This window comes from Klebsiella sp. RCJ4, from assembly GCF_009025755.1.
GTDB classification, from domain to species: Bacteria; Pseudomonadota; Gammaproteobacteria; order Enterobacterales; family Enterobacteriaceae; genus Klebsiella; species Klebsiella michiganensis.
The window spans coordinates 63,401-81,820 of the sequence record NZ_WCIN01000042.1 but is presented as its reverse complement, the minus strand read 5'-3'; the positions used below and the strand labels follow the sequence as shown (position 1 = coordinate 81,820).

Here is an 18,420-nt window from a genome sequence, read left to right as displayed (position 1 = left end):
AAGTTCGCAGCCAGCTTGCGCTATGGTTAATAGCAGAGACCTAACAAAGGACCGCGTTATGACTTTGTACTGCGCATTTATTGGATTCGGCAAAAGCACCACCCGCTACCATCTTCCCTATGTCCTGCACCGAAAAGACCGCTGGCACGTGGCGCATATCTTTCGCCGCAGCGCAAAGCCAGAGGAACAGGCACCGGCATACTCGCATATTCACTTCACCAGCGACCTCGAGGAAGTGCTTAACGATCCGCAGGTCAAGCTGGTGATTGTGTGCACCCACGCGGACAGCCATTTTGCCTATGCCAAAAGGGCGCTGGAGGCGGGCAAAAATGTGCTGGTCGAAAAGCCCTTTACCCCGACCCTTGATGAGGCAAAAACGCTATTCGCCCTGGCGAAAAGCAAGGGATTGACGGTCACGCCGTACCAGAATCGTCGCTTCGACTCCTGCTTCCTGACCACGAAGAAAGTGATTGAGAGCGGAAAGCTGGGCGAGATCGTCGAGATTGAAAACCATTTTGACAACTATCGCCCGGTAGATGGAGGGAAACCCGGCCTGCCTCAGGACGGCACGTTTTACGGCCTGGGCGTCCATACCCTGGACCAAATTATCTCCCTGTTCGGTCGCCCTGACCATGTCTCTTACGACATCCGTAGCCTGCGCAACAAGGCCAATCCGGACGATACCTTTGAGGCCCAGCTGTTCTACGGCAACCTGAAGGCGATTGTCAAAACCAGCCATCTGGTGAAGCTGCCCTATCCAAAATTCATCGTCCATGGTCATAAAGGGTCGTTTATTAAATACGGTATCGACCAGCAGGAGACCAGCCTGAAGGCCAATATTATGCCGGGCGAGCCGGGATTCGGCGCGGACGAGACGGTTGGTCTGCTGGAGTACGTCAATGAGGCGGGCGAAACCGTACGGGAAGAGATCCCGCTTGAAACCGGCGACTATGGGCGGGTCTATGATTCGCTGTATGAAACCCTCGTTAACGGTCAGTCAAATTTCGTCAAGGAATCTGACGTTCTCACGAATCTGGAGATCCTCGAACGCGGCTTTGAACAGCCATCTCCGGCCACGATTACCCTTACCCGATAAGCCCTCATGGCTCCTCTGTACTCGTTCATATTTTTTGAACAGAGGAGTCAATTTTCACCCTCTATGATCGCCAGGGGATTGGGTCCACACTTATCCCATCGAAAACATACGGGGGTGCAACATGATCTACTTACGCAAAGCTAACGAACGCGGCCACGCTAACCACGGCTGGCTGGATTCCTGGCATACTTTCTCTTTCGCTAACTATTACGACCCTAACTTTATGGGCTTCTCGGCGCTGCGGGTGATCAATGACGACGTGATTGATGCAGGCCAGGGCTTCGGTACCCATCCGCATAAAGATATGGAAATTCTGACCTACGTGCTGGAAGGGGCCGTTGAGCACCAGGACAGCATGGGGAATAAAGAGCAGGTGCCGGCGGGTGAGTTCCAGATCATGAGCGCGGGTACCGGGATTCGTCACTCGGAGTACAACCCAAGCAACACGGAAAAACTGCATCTGTACCAGATCTGGATTATGCCGGAAAAAAATGGCATCACGCCGCGCTACGAACAGCGCCGCTTTGACGCCGCGCAGGGCAAGCAGCTGGTGCTGTCGCCGGATGCCCGCGAAGGTTCGCTGAAGGTGTACCAGGATATGGAACTGTACCGCTGGGCGCTGCTGAAAGACGAGCAGTCGGTGCACCAGATTGCCGCTGAACGGCGGGTGTGGATCCAGGTGGTGAAAGGTGAAGTCACCATCAACGGAACGAAGGCCACCACCAGCGATGGCCTGGCCATTTGGGACGAGCAGGCGATTTCCGTACACGCCGACGGCGATAGCGAAATTCTGCTGTTCGATCTGCCGCCCGTCTGATCGTTCTCCGATCGGGTCTAAATAAATTGCGCAACCTTCCCTGATGTTAGGGAAGGTTGCGCTTTGTCCGTGATAAACTGAGAAAATGTTTCCCCGTTGATCGCAGTCAGGACGATGAAAAAGAAAAGACCCGTACTTCAGGATGTAGCCGATCTTGTCGGCGTGACCAAAATGACGGTCAGTCGCTACTTACGTAACCCGGAACAGGTTTCCGAAGCGCTGCGTGGCAAGATAGCCGTTGCTCTCGATGAACTGGGTTATATTCCTAATCGCGCCCCCGACATCCTTTCGAATGCCACCAGCCGCGCTATTGGCGTGCTGCTGCCCTCGTTAACTAACCAGGTTTTCTCAGAAGTGCTGCGCGGTATTGAAAGCGTGACCGACTCTTTCGGTTACCAGACGATGCTGGCGCACTACGGCTATAAGCCGGAAATGGAAGAAAAACGCCTGGAATCCATGCTTTCCTGGAATATTGACGGCCTGATCCTTACCGAACGAACCCATACGCCGCGCACCCTGAAGATGATTGAAGTGGCGGGTATCCCGGTTGTGGAGCTGATGGACAGCCAGTCGCCGTGCCTCGATATCGCCGTCGGCTTTGATAACTTTGAAGCGGCCCGGCAGATGACCGCGGCGATTATCAATCATGGCCATCGTCACGTTGCCTATCTTGGCGCACGTCTTGATGAACGTACTATCATCAAACAGAAGGGGTATGAGCAGGCGATGCTTGATGCCGGAATGACGCCCTACAGCGTGATGGTTGAGCAGTCTTCCTCTTATTCATCGGGGATTGAGCTGATGCGCCAGGCGCGTCGCGAATATCCGCAGCTTGACGGCATTTTCTGTACCAACGATGACCTTGCGGTCGGCGCGGCGTTTGAGTGCCAGCGGCTGGGGCTTAAAATCCCTGACGATATGGCGATTGCCGGTTTCCACGGCCACGATATTGGTCAGGTGATGGAGCCGCGTCTGGCCAGCGTGCTGACGCCGCGTGAGCGGATGGGGCGGATTGGCGCTGAACGTCTGCTGGCGCGGATACGCGGTGAAGCGGTGACGCCTAAGATGTTAGATTTAGGTTTCACATTGTCACCGGGCGGATCTATTTAAACTGACAAATTTGAAGTAGATCACACATATTCACATCTGGCACGAATGGTTATTGCTTCTCCACTACTCCGGCATGACAATGTTACCGATAACAGTTACCCGTAACAATTAATCTGTACGCCAGTATTCCACGCCGTTAAACGCTGCCAGGCTGCGCGTATGTGTCCAGTGGGAGGAAGCTTTGAGCACGACTAACCATGATCACCACATCTATGTCCTGATGGGCGTTTCCGGCAGCGGGAAATCCGCTGTCGCCAGCGAAGTGGCGCATCAACTGCACGCCGCGTTTCTCGACGGCGACTTTCTGCATCCGCGCAGCAATATCAACAAGATGGCTTCCGGCGAACCGTTAAATGATGACGACCGCACCCCGTGGCTGCAGGCGCTGAACGATGCCGCCTTTGCTATGCAGCGCACCAATAAAGTGTCGCTGATTGTCTGCTCCGCGTTGAAAAAGAGCTATCGCGACATCCTGCGTAAAGGTAACCCGAACCTCTCCTTTATCTATCTGAAAGGTGATTTTGCGGTTATCGAACAACGTCTGAAGGCGCGTAAAGGCCACTTCTTTAAGACTCAGATGCTGGTTACGCAGTTTGAGACGCTGCAGGAACCGGGCGCGGATGAAAGCGATGTGTTAATCGTCGATATCGACCAGTCATTGGAAGGCGTGGTCGCCAGCACCATTGAGGTGATCAACAAAGGCAGTAAATAGTGAGTACATTAACGCTTGTTTTAACAGCAGTCGGCTCCGTTTTGCTGCTGCTGTTTTTAGTGATGAAGGCGCGTATGCATGCCTTCGTGGCTTTGATGGTGGTTTCTATTGGAGCAGGGCTTTTTTCCGGAATGCCGTTGGACAAGATCGCGGCGACGATGGAAAAAGGCATGGGCGGCACGCTGGGCTTTCTGGCTATCGTCGTCGCGCTGGGGGCTATGTTCGGTAAGATCCTGCATGAAACCGGCGCGGTCGACCAGATTGCCGTTAAGATGCTGAAATCTTTCGGCCACAATCGCGCCCACTATGCGATAGGCCTGGCCGGACTTATCTGCGCGCTGCCGCTGTTTTTCGAAGTGGCGATCGTGCTGCTGATCAGCGTGGCTTTCTCAATGGCGCGCCACACCGGCACCAACCTGGTGAAGCTGGTGATCCCGCTGTTTGCTGGCGTAGCCGCTGCGGCCGCGTTCCTGCTGCCGGGGCCCGCGCCGATGCTGCTGGCCTCGCAGATGCACGCCGACTTTGGCTGGATGATCCTGATTGGCCTGTGCGCCGCGATCCCGGGGATGATTATCGCCGGACCGCTGTGGGGTAACTTTATCAGCCGTTACGTTGAGCTGCATATTCCGGACGATATTAGCGAGCCGCACCTCGGCGAAGGCAAAATGCCGTCATTCGGCTTCAGCCTGTCGCTGATTCTGCTGCCGCTGGTGCTGGTTGGTCTGAAAACCATCGCCGCGCGCTTTGTGCCGGAAGGCTCTACCGCCTACGAATGGTTTGAGTTTATCGGCCATCCGTTTACCGCGATTCTGGTGGCGTGCCTGGTGGCTATCTATGGCCTGGCGGTACGTCAGGGGATGGCCAAAGATCGGGTGATGGAGATTTGCGGTCATGCGCTCCAGCCTGCGGGAATTATCCTGCTGGTCATCGGTGCGGGCGGCGTGTTCAAACAGGTGCTGGTCGACTCTGGCGTCGGTCCTGCCCTCGGCGAAGCGTTGACCGGTATGGGCCTGCCGATTGCCATCACCTGCTTCGTGCTGGCGGCGGCGGTGCGTATTATTCAGGGCTCCGCGACCGTTGCCTGCCTGACGGCCGTTGGGCTGGTGATGCCGGTTATCGAACAGCTGCACTACAGCGGCGCGCAGATGGCGGCGCTCTCTATCTGCATCGCCGGCGGCTCTATTGTCGTCAGCCACGTTAACGACGCGGGCTTCTGGCTGTTCGGTAAGTTTACCGGCGCGACCGAAGCGCAAACGCTGAAGACCTGGACGATGATGGAAACCATCCTCGGCACCGTCGGGGCGATTGTCGGCATGATTGCGTTTACGCTATTGAGCTAAACGACAAAGTGAAACACCCGGCGGAGCGAGGCGATGCCGGGTTAATTTTTCCGCTCTACTTATATCGAAAACCCTTAGCTTTACCCCTCTCCCGATCTGCCACTATCAGAAATACGATAAACGTCATACGGCTCACAAACCCGCGCCACGCCTGGCTTTAACCGGTTTGGTTAGCAAGAGTAAAACAACCGAATTTCTGCCGTAATCCATAATCCTGATCAATAAAATAGTGGCGGAAAATATTTCCTTCGCGATATAAATTCCCTGATAATTATTAGGGTATTCCGGGGGGCCAGCGACGGCTGCCGCTATGCAAAATTAGTTACGTTACTGATTGCCTGGCAATCATTGATTAATTTCACTTGCGACTTTAGCTGCATTTTGTAATGTGAAGGACTAACCAGTAGGAAACTGGCCTGGAACAAACAGCACACACCTCGCAGGAATACGTTATGAAAAATGTTGGTTTTATCGGCTGGCGCGGAATGGTCGGCTCTGTCCTCATGCAACGCATGGTTGAAGAGCGCGATTTTGATGCCATTCGCCCTGTTTTTTTCTCCACCTCCCAGCTGGGGCAGCCTGCTCCATCTTTTGGTGGCAGTACCGGTGGCACGCTTCAGGATGCATTCGATCTGGAAGCACTGAAGGCGCTGGACATTATTGTCACGTGTCAGGGCGGCGATTACACCAACGATATTTACCCGAAGCTGCGTGAAAGCGGCTGGCAGGGCTACTGGATTGACGCCGCCTCTTCGCTGCGCATGAAAGACGACGCCATCATCATTCTCGACCCGGTGAACCAGGACGTTATCACCGCAGGTCTGAACAACGGCGTTAAAACCTTTGTCGGCGGCAACTGTACCGTCAGCCTGATGCTGATGTCTCTCGGCGGCCTGTTTGCTCAGGATCTGGTTGAGTGGGTTAGCGTGGCGACTTATCAGGCGGCTTCCGGCGGCGGTGCGCGGCATATGCGCGAGCTGCTGACCCAGATGGGCCAGCTGCACAGCCATGTTGCGGCTGAGCTGGCGGATCCGGCTTCCGCGATCCTGGATATTGAACGCAAGGTCACCTCGTTGACCCGCAGCGGCGAGCTGGCGGTAGACAACTTTGGCGTTCCTCTGGCGGGCAGCCTGATCCCATGGATCGACAAACAGCTGGATAACGGCCAGAGCCGTGAAGAGTGGAAAGGCCAGGCGGAGACCAACAAAATTCTCGCGACCGCCTCACCGATTCCGGTAGACGGCCTGTGCGTTCGCGTTGGCGCGCTGCGCTGCCATAGCCAGGCGTTCACCATCAAGCTGAAAAAAGATGTTTCTATTCCGACCGTTGAGGAACTGCTGGCCGCGCATAACCCGTGGGCCAAAGTGGTACCGAACGATCGTGATATCACCATGCGTGAGCTGACTCCGGCTGCCGTTACCGGCACCCTTACCACCCCGGTGGGTCGCCTGCGTAAACTGAACATGGGGCCGGAGTATCTGTCGGCCTTCACCGTTGGTGACCAGCTGCTGTGGGGGGCCGCCGAGCCGCTCCGCCGCATGCTAAGACAGCTGGCGTAGTCGTCACAAGATGAGAAAAGGGGTGTTGAAACACCCCTTTTTTTTGCGTAATACAAGGAGTAAACGCGAATGTTAGATTTTTCCCAACGGAGGTAACTCAGCCTTGGCTATGCTTTAAGTAAGGAGTCGCGATGTCTCCTTACCTGAAGGTGGGACGGAGCAGGGGGACGCATAACGTGCTGCGCCGTTCAGGTCAAAAAAAAGTCGCCGGATACAGGAAAGGGCGACACCTACAACAGGATGAAACCATGTCTAATCGTATTGATAAGGACGTGATTAATGCGCTTATCGCCGGCCATTTTGCGGATCCTTTTTCCGTGCTTGGCATGCATTACACCGACGCCGGGCTGGAAGTTCGTGCATTATTACCCGATGCCACCGATGTGTGGGTCATTGAACCAAAAACCGGACGCAAAGTCGGCAAGCTGGAATGCCTCGACTCGCGCGGTTTCTTCAGCGGCGTTCTGCCGCGTCGTAAAAATCCTTTTCGCTATCAGCTGGCCGTCACCTGGCACGGGCAGCAGAACCTGATTGATGACCCGTACCGTTTTGGTCCGCTGCTGCAGGATCTTGATGTCTGGCTGCTGTCGGAAGGCACGCATCTGCGTCCTTATGAAACGCTGGGCGCGCATGCCGATACCATGGACGGCGTGGTCGGTACGCGTTTCTCCGTATGGGCGCCGAATGCCCGCCGGGTATCGGTCGTCGGCCAGTTTAACTACTGGGACGGCCGCCGCCACCCGATGCGCCTGCGTAAAGAGTCCGGCATCTGGGAGCTGTTTGTTCCCGGCGCGCTGAACGGCCAGCTGTATAAATTCGAGCTTATCGATGCCCACGGCAACCTGCGGGTGAAGTCCGACCCTTACGCTTTTGAAGCGCAAATGCGCCCGGAGAGCGCCTCGCTCATCTGCGGGCTGCCGGAAAAGGTCGCACAGCCGCCGGAGCGCAAGCAGGCTAACCAGTTTGATGCGCCGATCTCGATTTATGAAGTACATCTCGGCTCCTGGCGCCGCCACACCGATAATAACTTCTGGCTGAGCTATCGCGAGCTTGCCGACCAGCTGGTCCCGTATGCCAAATGGATGGGCTTTACCCACCTCGAACTGCTGCCGGTTAACGAGCATCCGTTTGACGGCAGCTGGGGCTATCAGCCGACCGGGCTGTACGCGCCCACCCGTCGCTTCGGTACCCGGGAGGATTTCCGCTACTTTATCAACGCCGCGCACGCCGCGGGGCTTAACGTTATTCTGGATTGGGTGCCTGGCCATTTTCCGGCGGATGATTTTGCGCTCGCCTCGTTTGACGGCACCTCGCTGTATGAACACAGCGACCCGCGCGAAGGCTACCATCAGGACTGGAACACCCTGATTTACAACTACGGCCGCCGCGAGGTCAGCAATTACCTGGTCGGCAATGCGCTGTACTGGATCGAACGCTTCGGCATTGACGCGCTGCGGGTTGATGCGGTGGCGTCGATGATTTATCGCGATTACAGCCGCAAGCAGGGCGAGTGGGTGCCGAACGAATTCGGCGGTCGGGAAAACCTTGAAGCGATTGAGTTTCTGCGCAATACCAACCGCGTGCTGGGCGAACAGACGCCGGGCGCGGTAACCATGGCGGAAGAGTCGACCGATTTTCCCGGCGTTTCCCGTCCTTCCTCCACCGGCGGGCTGGGTTTCTGGTTCAAGTGGAACCTCGGCTGGATGCACGACACCCTCGACTACATGAAGCTGGACCCGGTGCATCGCCGTCATCATCACGACAAGATGACCTTCGGTATGCTCTACAACTACACCGAAAACTTTGTCCTGCCGCTCTCTCATGATGAAGTGGTGCACGGCAAAAAATCGATACTCGACCGCATGCCGGGCGACGCCTGGCAGAAGTTCGCTAACCTGCGCGCCTACTACGGCTGGCTGTTTGCCTTCCCGGGTAAAAAGCTGCTGTTTATGGGCAATGAGTTTGCTCAGGGGCGCGAATGGAACCACGACGCAAGCCTCGACTGGCATCTGCTGGAAGGCGGCGATAACTGGCACCACGGCGTCCAGCGGCTGGTGCGCGACCTCAACCATACCTATCGTCACCATAAAGCGCTGCACGAGCTGGATTTCGATCCCTACGGCTTCGAATGGCTGGTGGTGGACGACCATGAGCGTTCGGTATTTATCTTTGTTCGTCGCGACAGGGCGGGCAATGAAATTATCGTCGCCAGCAACTTCACCCCGGTCCCGCGTCATGAGTATCGCTTTGGCATCAACCAGCCCGGCCGCTGGCGTGAAGAGCTCAACACCGACTCCATGCATTACCACGGCAGCAACACCGGCAACGGCGGCGTCGTTGAGAGCGACCCGATCGCCAGCCACGGTCGTGAACACTCCCTCTCCATTACGCTGCCGCCGCTGGCGACGGTGTGGCTGGTGCGGGAGGCGCAATGATCGCACTCACGGCAGGAAAGCCCGCGCCTTTAGGGGCCAGCTACGACGGTAAGGGCGTGAATTTCGCGCTCTTTTCCGCCCATGCGGAGCGGGTGGAACTCTGCGTGTTTGACGAGCAGGGCAATGAGCGACGCGTCGACCTGCCCGCGCGCAGCGGCGATATCTGGCACGGCTGGCTCGCCGATGTCGGTCCTGGCCTGCGCTACGGCTACCGCGTCCACGGGCCCTGGGACCCAGCGCAAGGGCACCGCTTCAACTCGGCGAAGCTGCTGCTTGACCCCTGCTGCCATCAGGTAGACGGCGGGTTGCCTGACGATGAACGTCTCCACGGCGGCGATCGCGTTCCCGATCGTCGCGACAGCGCGGCGATAGCGCCGAAGTCGCGGGTGATCGACCTGCATTACGACTGGCGCGGCGATAAGCCGCCGCGCACGCCGTGGGGCCAGACGGTGATTTATGAAGCCCACGTCAAGGGGCTGACGTATCTGCACCCCGATCTGCCGGAGAATATCCGCGGCACCTATAAAGCGCTTGGTCATCCGGTGATGATCGATTACTTCCGCATGCTGGGCATTACTGCACTAGAGTTAATGCCGGTGGCGCAGTTCGCCAGCGAACCGCGCCTTCAGCGGATGGGGTTAAGCAACTATTGGGGCTACAACCCGCTGGCGATTTTCGCCCTCGACACGCGCTACGCCAGCGCGCCGGAGCAGGCGTTAAACGAGTTTCGCGATGCGGTAAAAGCGCTACATGCGGCGGGCATCGAAGTGATCCTTGACGTGGTGCTGAACCATAGCGCGGAGATAGACCTGGAAGGGCCGACCTTCTCCCTGCGCGGAATCGATAACCGTAGCTATTATTGGATCAGGGAAGACGGCGATTACCACAACTGGACCGGCTGCGGGAACACCCTCAACCTCAGCCACCCCGGCGTGGTGGAGTATGCCCGCCAGTGCCTGCGCTTTTGGGTTGACGAGTGCCACGTCGACGGCTTTCGTTTCGACCTCGCCTCGGTGATGGGGCGGACGCCGGCGTTTCGTCAGGATGCGCCGCTGTTTGAGGCCATCCGTAACGACCCGCGTCTGGCTGAGGTCAAGCTGATCGCGGAACCCTGGGATATCGGCCCGGGCGGCTACCAGGTGGGTAACTTTCCGCCGCTGTTCGCCGAGTGGAACGACCATTTCCGCGATACCGCGCGTCGATTCTGGCTGCAGCAGAACGTCTCGCTGGGCGACTTCGCTCAGCGTTTTGCCGCATCCAGCGACGTTTTTCAGCGTAACGGCAGAGCGCCTTCGACGGCGGTTAACCTGGTCACCGCGCACGATGGTTTCACCCTGCGCGACTGCGTTTGTTTCAATCAGAAACATAATGAGGCAAACGGGGAGGAGAATCGCGATGGGACTAACAATAACTACAGCAACAATCATGGTATAGAAGGATTAGAAGGGAGTCTTGCCGTGATTGAACGGCGCCGTGCCAGCGTTCACGCTCTTCTGGCGACGCTACTGCTGGCGCAGGGAACGCCGATGCTGCTGGCGGGTGACGAACACGGTCACAGCCAGCATGGCAACAACAATGCTTACTGTCAGGACAATGCGTTGACCTGGCTGGACTGGAACCATACTAACCGCGGGCTGACCGCGTTCACCGCCGCGTTGATTCATCTGCGCCAGCGCGTTCCGGCTTTAACCGAGAATCGCTGGTGGCAGGAGGGAGACGGCAGCGTTCGCTGGTTAAACCAACATGCGCAGCCGCTGTCCGCCGATGAATGGCAGCACGGTGCGCCGCGTATGCAGATCATATTGTCCGATCGCTGGCTGATAGCGCTCAACGCCACCGCCGAGGTGGCAGAGATGGTTTTACCCGCGGGGGAATGGCGCGCCATTCCACCTTTCGCGGGAGAGGATAATCCGGTCACTATAGCTGTCTGGCATGGGCCCGCGCACGGAGTGTGCGTATTTCAAAGGTCGTAACCTCGGGGCTTCCGGTTGGTCTCGAAGCGGCGGCGCGACGAGAAGGGCAGGCAAGCTGGGGAGTAAAAAAGGAGTTAATTATGGTTGGGGTAGAAAAGAACGATCCATTGATGCTGGCGCGTCAGTTGCCGATCAAATCCGTTGCGCTGATCCTTGCCGGGGGACGTGGTACCCGTCTGAAGGATCTGACCAATAAACGCGCGAAACCTGCTGTCCATTTCGGCGGCAAGTTCCGCATTATCGATTTTGCGTTATCTAACTGTATTAACTCAGGCATTCGACGCATCGGCGTCATCACCCAGTATCAATCGCATACGCTGGTGCAGCATATCCAGCGCGGTTGGTCGTTCTTCAATGAAGAGATGAACGAGTTTGTTGACCTGCTGCCCGCCCAGCAAAGGATGCAGGGGGAAAACTGGTATCGCGGCACGGCGGATGCGGTGACGCAGAACCTCGACATCATTCGTCGTTACAAGGCGGAGTACGTCGTTATCCTCGCGGGCGACCATATTTACAAACAAGACTACTCGCGCATGCTTATCGATCACGTCGAAAAAGGCGCGCGTTGCACCGTGGCCTGTATGCCGGTGCCTATTGAAGAAGCACGGGCGTTCGGGGTCATGGCGGTGGACGAGAGCGATAAGATTATCGATTTCGTCGAAAAACCGGCTAATCCGCCTGCGATGCCGGGCGATGCCAGCAAATCGCTGGCGAGTATGGGTATCTATGTCTTTGACGCGGATTACCTTTATGAGCTTCTGGAAGAAGACGACAGCGATGAAAGCTCCAGCCACGATTTTGGTAAAGACATCATTCCGAAAATCACCAAAGCTGGCATGGCTTATGCACATCCTTTCCCGCTTTCCTGCGTGCAGTCCGATCCGCAGTCTGAGCCCTACTGGCGTGATGTCGGGACCCTGGAAGCGTACTGGAAAGCCAACCTCGATCTGGCTTCGGTGACCCCGGAACTGGACATGTACGATCAGAACTGGCCGATTCGCACCCATATGGAGCCTTTGCCTCCGGCAAAATTCGTCCAGGACCGCTCGGGCAGCCACGGGATGACCCTGAACTCGCTGGTTTCAGGCGGCTGTATTATCTCCGGTTCGGTGGTTGTGCAGTCGGTGCTGTTCCCGCGCGTGCGGGTGAATTCATTCTGTAATATTGATTCGGCAGTCTTGTTGCCAGAGGTTTGGGTTGGCCGTTCGTGCCGCCTGCGTCGCTGCATTATTGACCGCGCCTGCGTGATCCCGGAAGGTATGGTTGTTGGGGAGAACGCGGAAGAGGATGCACGCCGTTTCTACCGCTCGGAGGAAGGTATCGTGCTGGTCACCCGCGACATGCTGCGGAAATTGGGGTATCCACAGGAGCGCTAATGCAGGTATTACATGTATGTTCAGAGATGTTCCCGCTGTTAAAAACCGGTGGACTGGCGGATGTGATCGGCGCGCTGCCTGCAGCGCAAATTGCCGGGGGCGTCGACACGCGCGTACTGCTGCCCGCATTTCCTGATATCCGCCGCGGCGTGACGGATGCGCAGGTGGTGACGCGCCGGGAGACGTTTGCCGGGCGCATCACTTTGCTGTTCGGTCACTTTAACGGCGTGGGCATCTATTTGATTGATGCCCCGCATCTCTACGATCGCCCAGGGAGCCCTTACCACGATACCAATCAGCACGCCTATACCGACAACGTGCTGCGCTTTGCGCTGCTGGGATGGGTCGGTAGCGAGATGGCCTGCGGCCTGGATCCTTTCTGGCGCCCTGACGTTGTTCACGCCCACGACTGGCATGCGGGCCTGACGCCGGCTTATCTGGCGGCGCGCGGCCACCCGGCTAAGTCGGTCTTTACGGTGCATAACCTGGCCTACCAGGGGATGTTCTACTCGTGGCATATGAACGACATTGAGCTGCCGTGGTCGTTCTACAACGTTCATGGCCTTGAATTTAACGGCCAGATCTCCTTTCTGAAGGCGGGGCTCTACTACGCCGACCATATTACGGCGGTCAGCCCGACCTATGCGCGCGAAATCACCGAGCCGCAGTTCGCTTACGGCATGGAAGGGCTGCTGCGTCAGCGGCAGCATGAGGGCCGCCTTTCCGGGATCCTCAACGGGGTGGATGACCATATCTGGAATCCGGAAAGCGACCTGCTGCTGGCCGCGCGCTACGATCGCGATCGGCTGGAAGAGAAAGCGGAAAACAAACGCCAGCTGCAAATCGCCATGGGGCTGAAGGTGGATGACAAAGCGCCGCTGTTTGCCGTTGTCAGCCGTTTGACCAGCCAGAAGGGGCTGGACCTGGTGCTTGAGGCGCTGCCGGGCCTGCTGGAGCAGGGCGGTCAGCTGGCGCTGCTGGGGGCGGGCGACCCGGTGCTGCAGGAGGGCTTCCTGGCCGCCGCGGCCGAGCATCCGGGCAAGGTCGGCGTACAGATTGGCTACCATGAAGCCTTCTCGCACCGCATTATGGGCGGCGCCGATGTGATTCTGGTGCCCAGCCGTTTTGAACCGTGCGGCTTAACCCAGCTGTACGGCCTGAAGTACGGCACGCTACCGCTGGTGCGGCGTACCGGCGGACTGGCGGACACCGTGTCCGATTGCTCGCTGGAGAACCTCGCCGACGGTCTGGCTACCGGCTTTGTTTTTGAAGATAGCAACGCTTTGTCGCTGCTGCGGGCTATTCGACGCACATTCGTCCTGTGGTCGCGCCCGTCGCTCTGGCGCTACGTCCAGCGTCAGGCGATGAATATGGATTTTAGCTGGCAGGTTGCCGCAAATTCTTACCGCGAACTTTATCAACGCTTGCTGTAACCAGGAGCCAAAGCTATGAATGTACCTTTTAGCTACTCATCACCCACCCTGAGCGTTGAGGCGTTAAAGCACTCTATTGCTTATAAGCTGATGTTTATCATCGGCAAAGATCCGGCTATCGCTAACAAACATGAATGGCTCAACGCCACGCTGTTCGCCGTTCGCGATCGCATGGTTGAGCGCTGGCTGCGTTCAAACCGGGCGCAGCTCTCTCAGGAAGTGCGCCAGGTTTACTATCTGTCGATGGAGTTTTTGATTGGCCGCACCTTGTCCAACGCGCTGCTATCGCTCGGTATTTATGAGGACGTGAACAGCGCGCTGGAAGAGATGGGGCTGAATCTTGAAGAGCTGATTGACGAAGAGAACGACCCGGGCCTGGGCAACGGCGGTCTTGGTCGTCTGGCTGCCTGCTTCCTCGACTCGCTGGCGGCGCTGGGTTTGCCGGGCCGCGGCTACGGTATTCGCTACGACTACGGGATGTTTAAGCAGAATATCGTCGACGGGCGGCAGAAAGAGTCCCCGGACTACTGGCTGGAGTACGGCAACCCGTGGGAGTTCGAGCGCCACAATACGCGCTACAAAGTGCGCTTCGGCGGCCGCATTCAGCAGGAAGGTAAACATTCCCGCTGGGTGGAGACCGAAGAGATTATTGCCGAAGCCTACGATCAGATCATCCCGGGTTTCGACACCGATGCCACCAACACGCTGCGTCTGTGGAGCGCGCAGGCCAGCAGCGAGATCAACCTCGGTAAATTCAACCAGGGCGACTACTTCGCGGCGGTGGAAGATAAAAACCACTCTGAGAACGTGTCGCGGGTGCTCTATCCGGATGACTCCACCTATTCCGGGCGCGAGCTGCGCCTGCGCCAGGAGTATTTCCTCGTGTCGGCGACGGTACAGGATATCCTCAGCCGTCACTACCAGCTGCATAAAACCTACGCCAATCTGGCGGACAAAATCGCGATTCACCTCAACGATACGCACCCGGTGCTGTCGATTCCGGAGCTGATGCGCCTGCTGATTGACGAGCATAAGTTTAGCTGGGATGAGGCGTTCGAGGTGACCTGCCAGGTCTTCTCCTATACCAACCATACCCTGATGAGCGAAGCGCTGGAGACCTGGCCCGTCGATATGCTGGGTAAAATCCTGCCGCGTCATTTGCAGATTATTTTCGAGATTAACGACTACTTCCTGAAGACCCTGCAGGAGCAGTATCCCAACGATACGGCGATGCTGGGCCGTACGTCGATTATCGACGAGTCTAACGGGCGTCGCGTACGCATGGCGTGGCTGGCGGTGGTGGTAAGCCACAAGGTCAACGGCGTGTCGGAGCTGCACTCCCGGCTGATGGTCGAGTCGCTGTTTGCCGAATTTGCCAAAATCTTCCCGATGCGCTTTACCAACGTCACGAACGGCGTCACTCCGCGCCGCTGGCTGGCGCTGGCGAATCCGCCGCTGTCGAAAGTGCTGGATGAAAATATCGGCCACACCTGGCGTACGGATTTAAGCCAGCTGAAGGAGCTGGAGCAGCATATTGACTATCCGAAGGTTAACCAGGCGGTGCGCCAGGCCAAGCTGGAAAACAAGCAGCGGCTGGCGAACTACATCGGCCAGCAGCTTAACGTGGTGGTCAACCCGAAAGCCCTGTTCGATGTGCAGATCAAGCGTATTCACGAGTACAAACGTCAGCTAATGAACGTGCTGCATGTGATCACCCGCTACAATCGCATTAAGGCCGATCCCGACGCCGAGTGGGTACCGCGCGTGAATATCTTCGCCGGCAAGGCGGCTTCGGCTTACTACATGGCGAAGCATATTATTCATTTAATCAATGACGTCGCGGCGGTGGTGAATAACGATCCGGACGTTGGCGATAAGCTGAAAGTGGTGTTCATTCCTAACTACAGCGTAAGCCTCGCGCAGCTGATCATTCCGGCAGCGGATCTCTCCGAGCAGATCTCGCTGGCGGGGACGGAGGCGTCCGGTACCAGCAACATGAAGTTCGCGCTTAACGGCGCGTTAACCATCGGTACCCTGGACGGGGCTAACGTTGAGATGCAGGAACACGTCGGGGCGGATAATTTCTTTATCTTCGGTAATACGGCGGAAGAGGTTGAAGCCCTGCGGGCTAACGGCTACAAACCGCGTGATTACTATGAGCAGGATGAAGAGCTGCACCAGGCGCTGACGCAGATCGGCACCGGCCTGTTCAGCCCATCGGAGCCGGGACGTTACCGTGACCTGCTGGATTCGCTGATTAACTTCGGCGACCACTATCAGGTTCTGGCGGATTACCGTAGCTACGTGGATTGTCAGGATAAGGTGGATGAGCTGTACCGTCATCCGGAGGAGTGGGCCAATAAAGCGATGCTGAATATCGCCAATATGGGCTACTTCTCTTCTGACCGCACTATTAAAGAGTATGCCGACCATATCTGGCATATCGATCCGGTAAGGTTGTAACGGATTAGCCATAAAAAACGGGGCCCGCAGGCCCCGTTACTGTTTGCGGTGTTACGACGCCAGCGACAGCTCAGACTTTCCCGCGTGCTGCGCCAGCCACTCGCTGATGCGCGCCTGCTGCTCGTCATTCAGCCACATACCTTGTTTAGTGCGACGCCAGATCGCGTCATCCAGCGAACGAACCCATTCGTGCTCAACCAGATAGCGCAGTTCGGCTTCAAAAAACTCATGGCCGAAATGCTCACCCAGATCGTCCAGTGAGGTCGCCTTATCAAGGATTAGCTCGCTGTTGCTGCCGTAGGTGCGGGCGTAATGGCGGGCCATCGATTCGCTGATAAACGAAAAGCGGCGGCGCAGTTTCGCCGCGTAGTCGTCACGGTCGCTGCTGATATCGCCGCCGGGCAGCACCGCGGTTTTGGTCCATGCCGGGCCGATGCCTTTGTAGTAAGGCGTCAGTTTCTCCAGCGCGTGCTCGGCCAGCTTGCGATAGGTGGTCAGCTTGCCGCCAAAGACCGACAGCAGCGGCGCCTGCCCGTTATCATCATGGATATCAAGAGTGTAATCGCGGGTGATCGCCTGCGGCGAGTCGGATTCATCGTCGCACAGCGGGCGCACGCCGGAGTAGGTCCAGACGATATCGTCCCGCGTGAGAGGCTTTTTAAAGTGGGCGTTATAGACGTTCAGCAGGTAGTTCACTTCGTTGTCGTCGATCGCTACCGCTTTCGGATCGCCTTTATACTCCACGTCGGTGGTGCCGATGATGGAAAATTCATCCATCCACGGGATCACAAACACAATGCGTTTATCTTCATTTTGCAGGATGTAGGCCTGTTTCTGCGTGTGCACGCGCGGCACCACGATATGGCTGCCCTTGATCAAGCGAATACCGTACGGCGAGCGCAGATGCATCCCTTCGTCGAAGAACTGTTTGACCCACGGGCCGGTGGCGTTAACCAGACCGCGCGCCTGCCAGGTAAACTTCTCGCCGCTATCAATATCTTCGGCTTCGACAATCCACAAACCGTTTTCACGTTTTGCCGAGATGGCGCGGGTCCGCGTGCGCACTTCCCCGCCTTTACGCACAACCATCTGGGCATTGGCCAGCACCAGACGCGCATCGTCAACCCAGCAGTCGGAATATTCGAAACCGCGCACGATTTCAGGTTTAAGTACCGATTCTGTGCCAAAACGCAACCCGGTTGAGCCGGGTAAGCTGGTGCGCTTGCCCAGATGATCGTACATAAACAGGCCAATGCGGATCATCCACGCCGGACGCAGGTGCGGGCGATGCGGTAAACGAAAGCGCATCGGGAAGGCGATATGCGGGGCCATTTTTAACAACACTTCGCGTTCGGCCAGCGCTTCGCTCACCAGGCGGAACTCATAGTGTTCAAGGTAGCGCAGCCCGCCGTGAATCAGCTTTGAGCTGGCGCTGGATGTGGCGCAGGCAAGGTCGCTTGCCTCCAGCATCAGTACGGATAAACCACGCCCTGCGGCGTCTGCCGCGATACCGGCACCGTTGATGCCTCCCCCTATCACAATCAGATCTTTGGTTTCCACGCTCGCCACCTCTTACACTTTCGTTTAAGCTCACAAATGTTCGATATCGCTCAATATAGCAAACAATCGCGCTATTGGTAACATCAAAAAAACATTTCAGAGTGATGCGTGTAACATATTGGCGTTTATTTAGCGCCAGGCTGTACACTAGACGCTAAAATCCAGGGCGTTTCGCCGCCTGCCTGTATATCCGTATATAAAGAAGAGAGCTTATGGATCGCTTTGAATGTATTAACGTAGAAGAAGCCCACCAGAAAATGCACCAGCAGACGGCGGTGCTGGTCGATATTCGCGACCCGCAAAGCTATGCGATGGGCCACACGCCGGGCGCATTCCATCTGACCAACGATACGCTGGGCGCGTTTATGCGCGACAACGACTTTGATACGGCGGTCATGGTGATGTGCTATCACGGCAATAGCAGCAAAGGCGCCGCGCAGTATCTGCTGCAGCAGGGTTACGACAAGGTTTACAGCGTGGACGGCGGGTTTGATGCCTGGCACCGGCATTTTCCGGCGGAAGTCGCGCATGGCGCACTTTAGGCGT

Annotated in this window: 13 protein-coding genes; 12 read left to right on the top strand and 1 reads right to left on the bottom strand. The window is 57.0% G+C overall.

All coding sequences use genetic code 11. The features are described from left to right. The first annotated feature begins 58 nt into the window (after window positions 1-58). From F8562_RS21210 to glgP, 11 genes are all read left to right on the top strand, one after another. Window positions 59-1,096, top strand: a complete 1,038-nt coding sequence (locus F8562_RS21210; protein WP_014839698.1) for an oxidoreductase — start codon at window positions 59-61, stop codon at window positions 1,094-1,096. Between the two features lie 121 nt (window positions 1,097-1,217). Next, entirely contained in the window at window positions 1,218-1,913 is a 696-nt protein-coding gene (locus F8562_RS21205) for a pirin family protein (protein ID WP_004855003.1), read from the top strand. A gap of 114 nt (window positions 1,914-2,027) precedes the next feature. Further along, window positions 2,028-3,023 (top strand): gluconate operon transcriptional repressor GntR, encoded by a 996-nt coding sequence (gene gntR / locus F8562_RS21200; protein WP_004106498.1) that lies wholly within the window; start codon window positions 2,028-2,030, stop codon window positions 3,021-3,023. A 181-nt stretch (window positions 3,024-3,204) separates the two neighbouring features. Continuing rightward, on the top strand, window positions 3,205-3,735 hold the full coding sequence (gene gntK, locus F8562_RS21195; protein ID WP_014227076.1) for a gluconokinase: 531 nt from the start codon (window positions 3,205-3,207) through the stop codon (window positions 3,733-3,735). Further along, window positions 3,735-5,075 (top strand): gluconate transporter, encoded by a 1,341-nt coding sequence (gene gntU, locus F8562_RS21190; protein WP_014227075.1) that lies wholly within the window; start codon window positions 3,735-3,737, stop codon window positions 5,073-5,075. The genes gntK and gntU overlap by 1 nt, the downstream gene beginning before the upstream one ends. 452 nt (window positions 5,076-5,527) lie before the next feature. Continuing rightward, complete coding sequence (asd, locus tag F8562_RS21180; RefSeq protein ID WP_004854992.1) at window positions 5,528-6,634, top strand: aspartate-semialdehyde dehydrogenase; 1,107 nt, start codon at window positions 5,528-5,530, stop codon at window positions 6,632-6,634. A gap of 248 nt (window positions 6,635-6,882) precedes the next feature. Then, the gene (glgB, locus tag F8562_RS21175) at window positions 6,883-9,069 is read left to right on the top strand and encodes a 1,4-alpha-glucan branching enzyme (RefSeq protein ID WP_014227074.1); all 2,187 of its coding nucleotides are present in this window, start codon (window positions 6,883-6,885) and stop codon (window positions 9,067-9,069) included. Further along, window positions 9,066-11,042 carry a glycogen debranching protein GlgX gene (gene glgX, locus F8562_RS21170; RefSeq protein WP_014839696.1) on the top strand — a complete coding sequence of 659 codons (1,977 nt, stop codon included), beginning with the start codon at window positions 9,066-9,068 and terminating at the stop codon, window positions 11,040-11,042. Before glgB ends, glgX begins: the two co-directional genes overlap by 4 nt. An 80-nt stretch (window positions 11,043-11,122) precedes the next feature. Beyond that, the gene (gene glgC / locus F8562_RS21165) at window positions 11,123-12,418 is read left to right on the top strand and encodes a glucose-1-phosphate adenylyltransferase (protein ID WP_004106488.1); all 1,296 of its coding nucleotides are present in this window, start codon (window positions 11,123-11,125) and stop codon (window positions 12,416-12,418) included. Then, window positions 12,418-13,851, top strand: coding sequence for a glycogen synthase GlgA (gene glgA / locus F8562_RS21160; RefSeq protein WP_004854984.1), 1,434 nt, complete (start codon window positions 12,418-12,420; stop codon window positions 13,849-13,851). The genes glgC and glgA overlap by 1 nt, the downstream gene beginning before the upstream one ends. 15 nt (window positions 13,852-13,866) lie before the next feature. Beyond that, window positions 13,867-16,314: a glycogen phosphorylase gene (gene glgP, locus F8562_RS21155; RefSeq protein ID WP_014227071.1), complete on the top strand. Its 2,448-nt coding sequence runs from the start codon at window positions 13,867-13,869 to the stop codon at window positions 16,312-16,314. A 51-nt stretch (window positions 16,315-16,365) separates the two neighbouring features. Here glgP and glpD read toward each other — a convergent pair whose 3' ends face one another. Beyond that, on the bottom strand, window positions 16,366-17,874 hold the full coding sequence (glpD, locus tag F8562_RS21150) for a glycerol-3-phosphate dehydrogenase (RefSeq protein WP_014839695.1): 1,509 nt from the start codon (window positions 17,872-17,874) through the stop codon (window positions 16,366-16,368). A 212-nt stretch (window positions 17,875-18,086) separates the two neighbouring features. Between glpD and glpE the strand changes: the two genes are divergently transcribed. Next, window positions 18,087-18,416 (top strand): thiosulfate sulfurtransferase GlpE, encoded by a 330-nt coding sequence (glpE, locus tag F8562_RS21145; RefSeq protein WP_004126086.1) that lies wholly within the window; start codon window positions 18,087-18,089, stop codon window positions 18,414-18,416. Window positions 18,417-18,420: the final 4 nt, after the last annotated feature.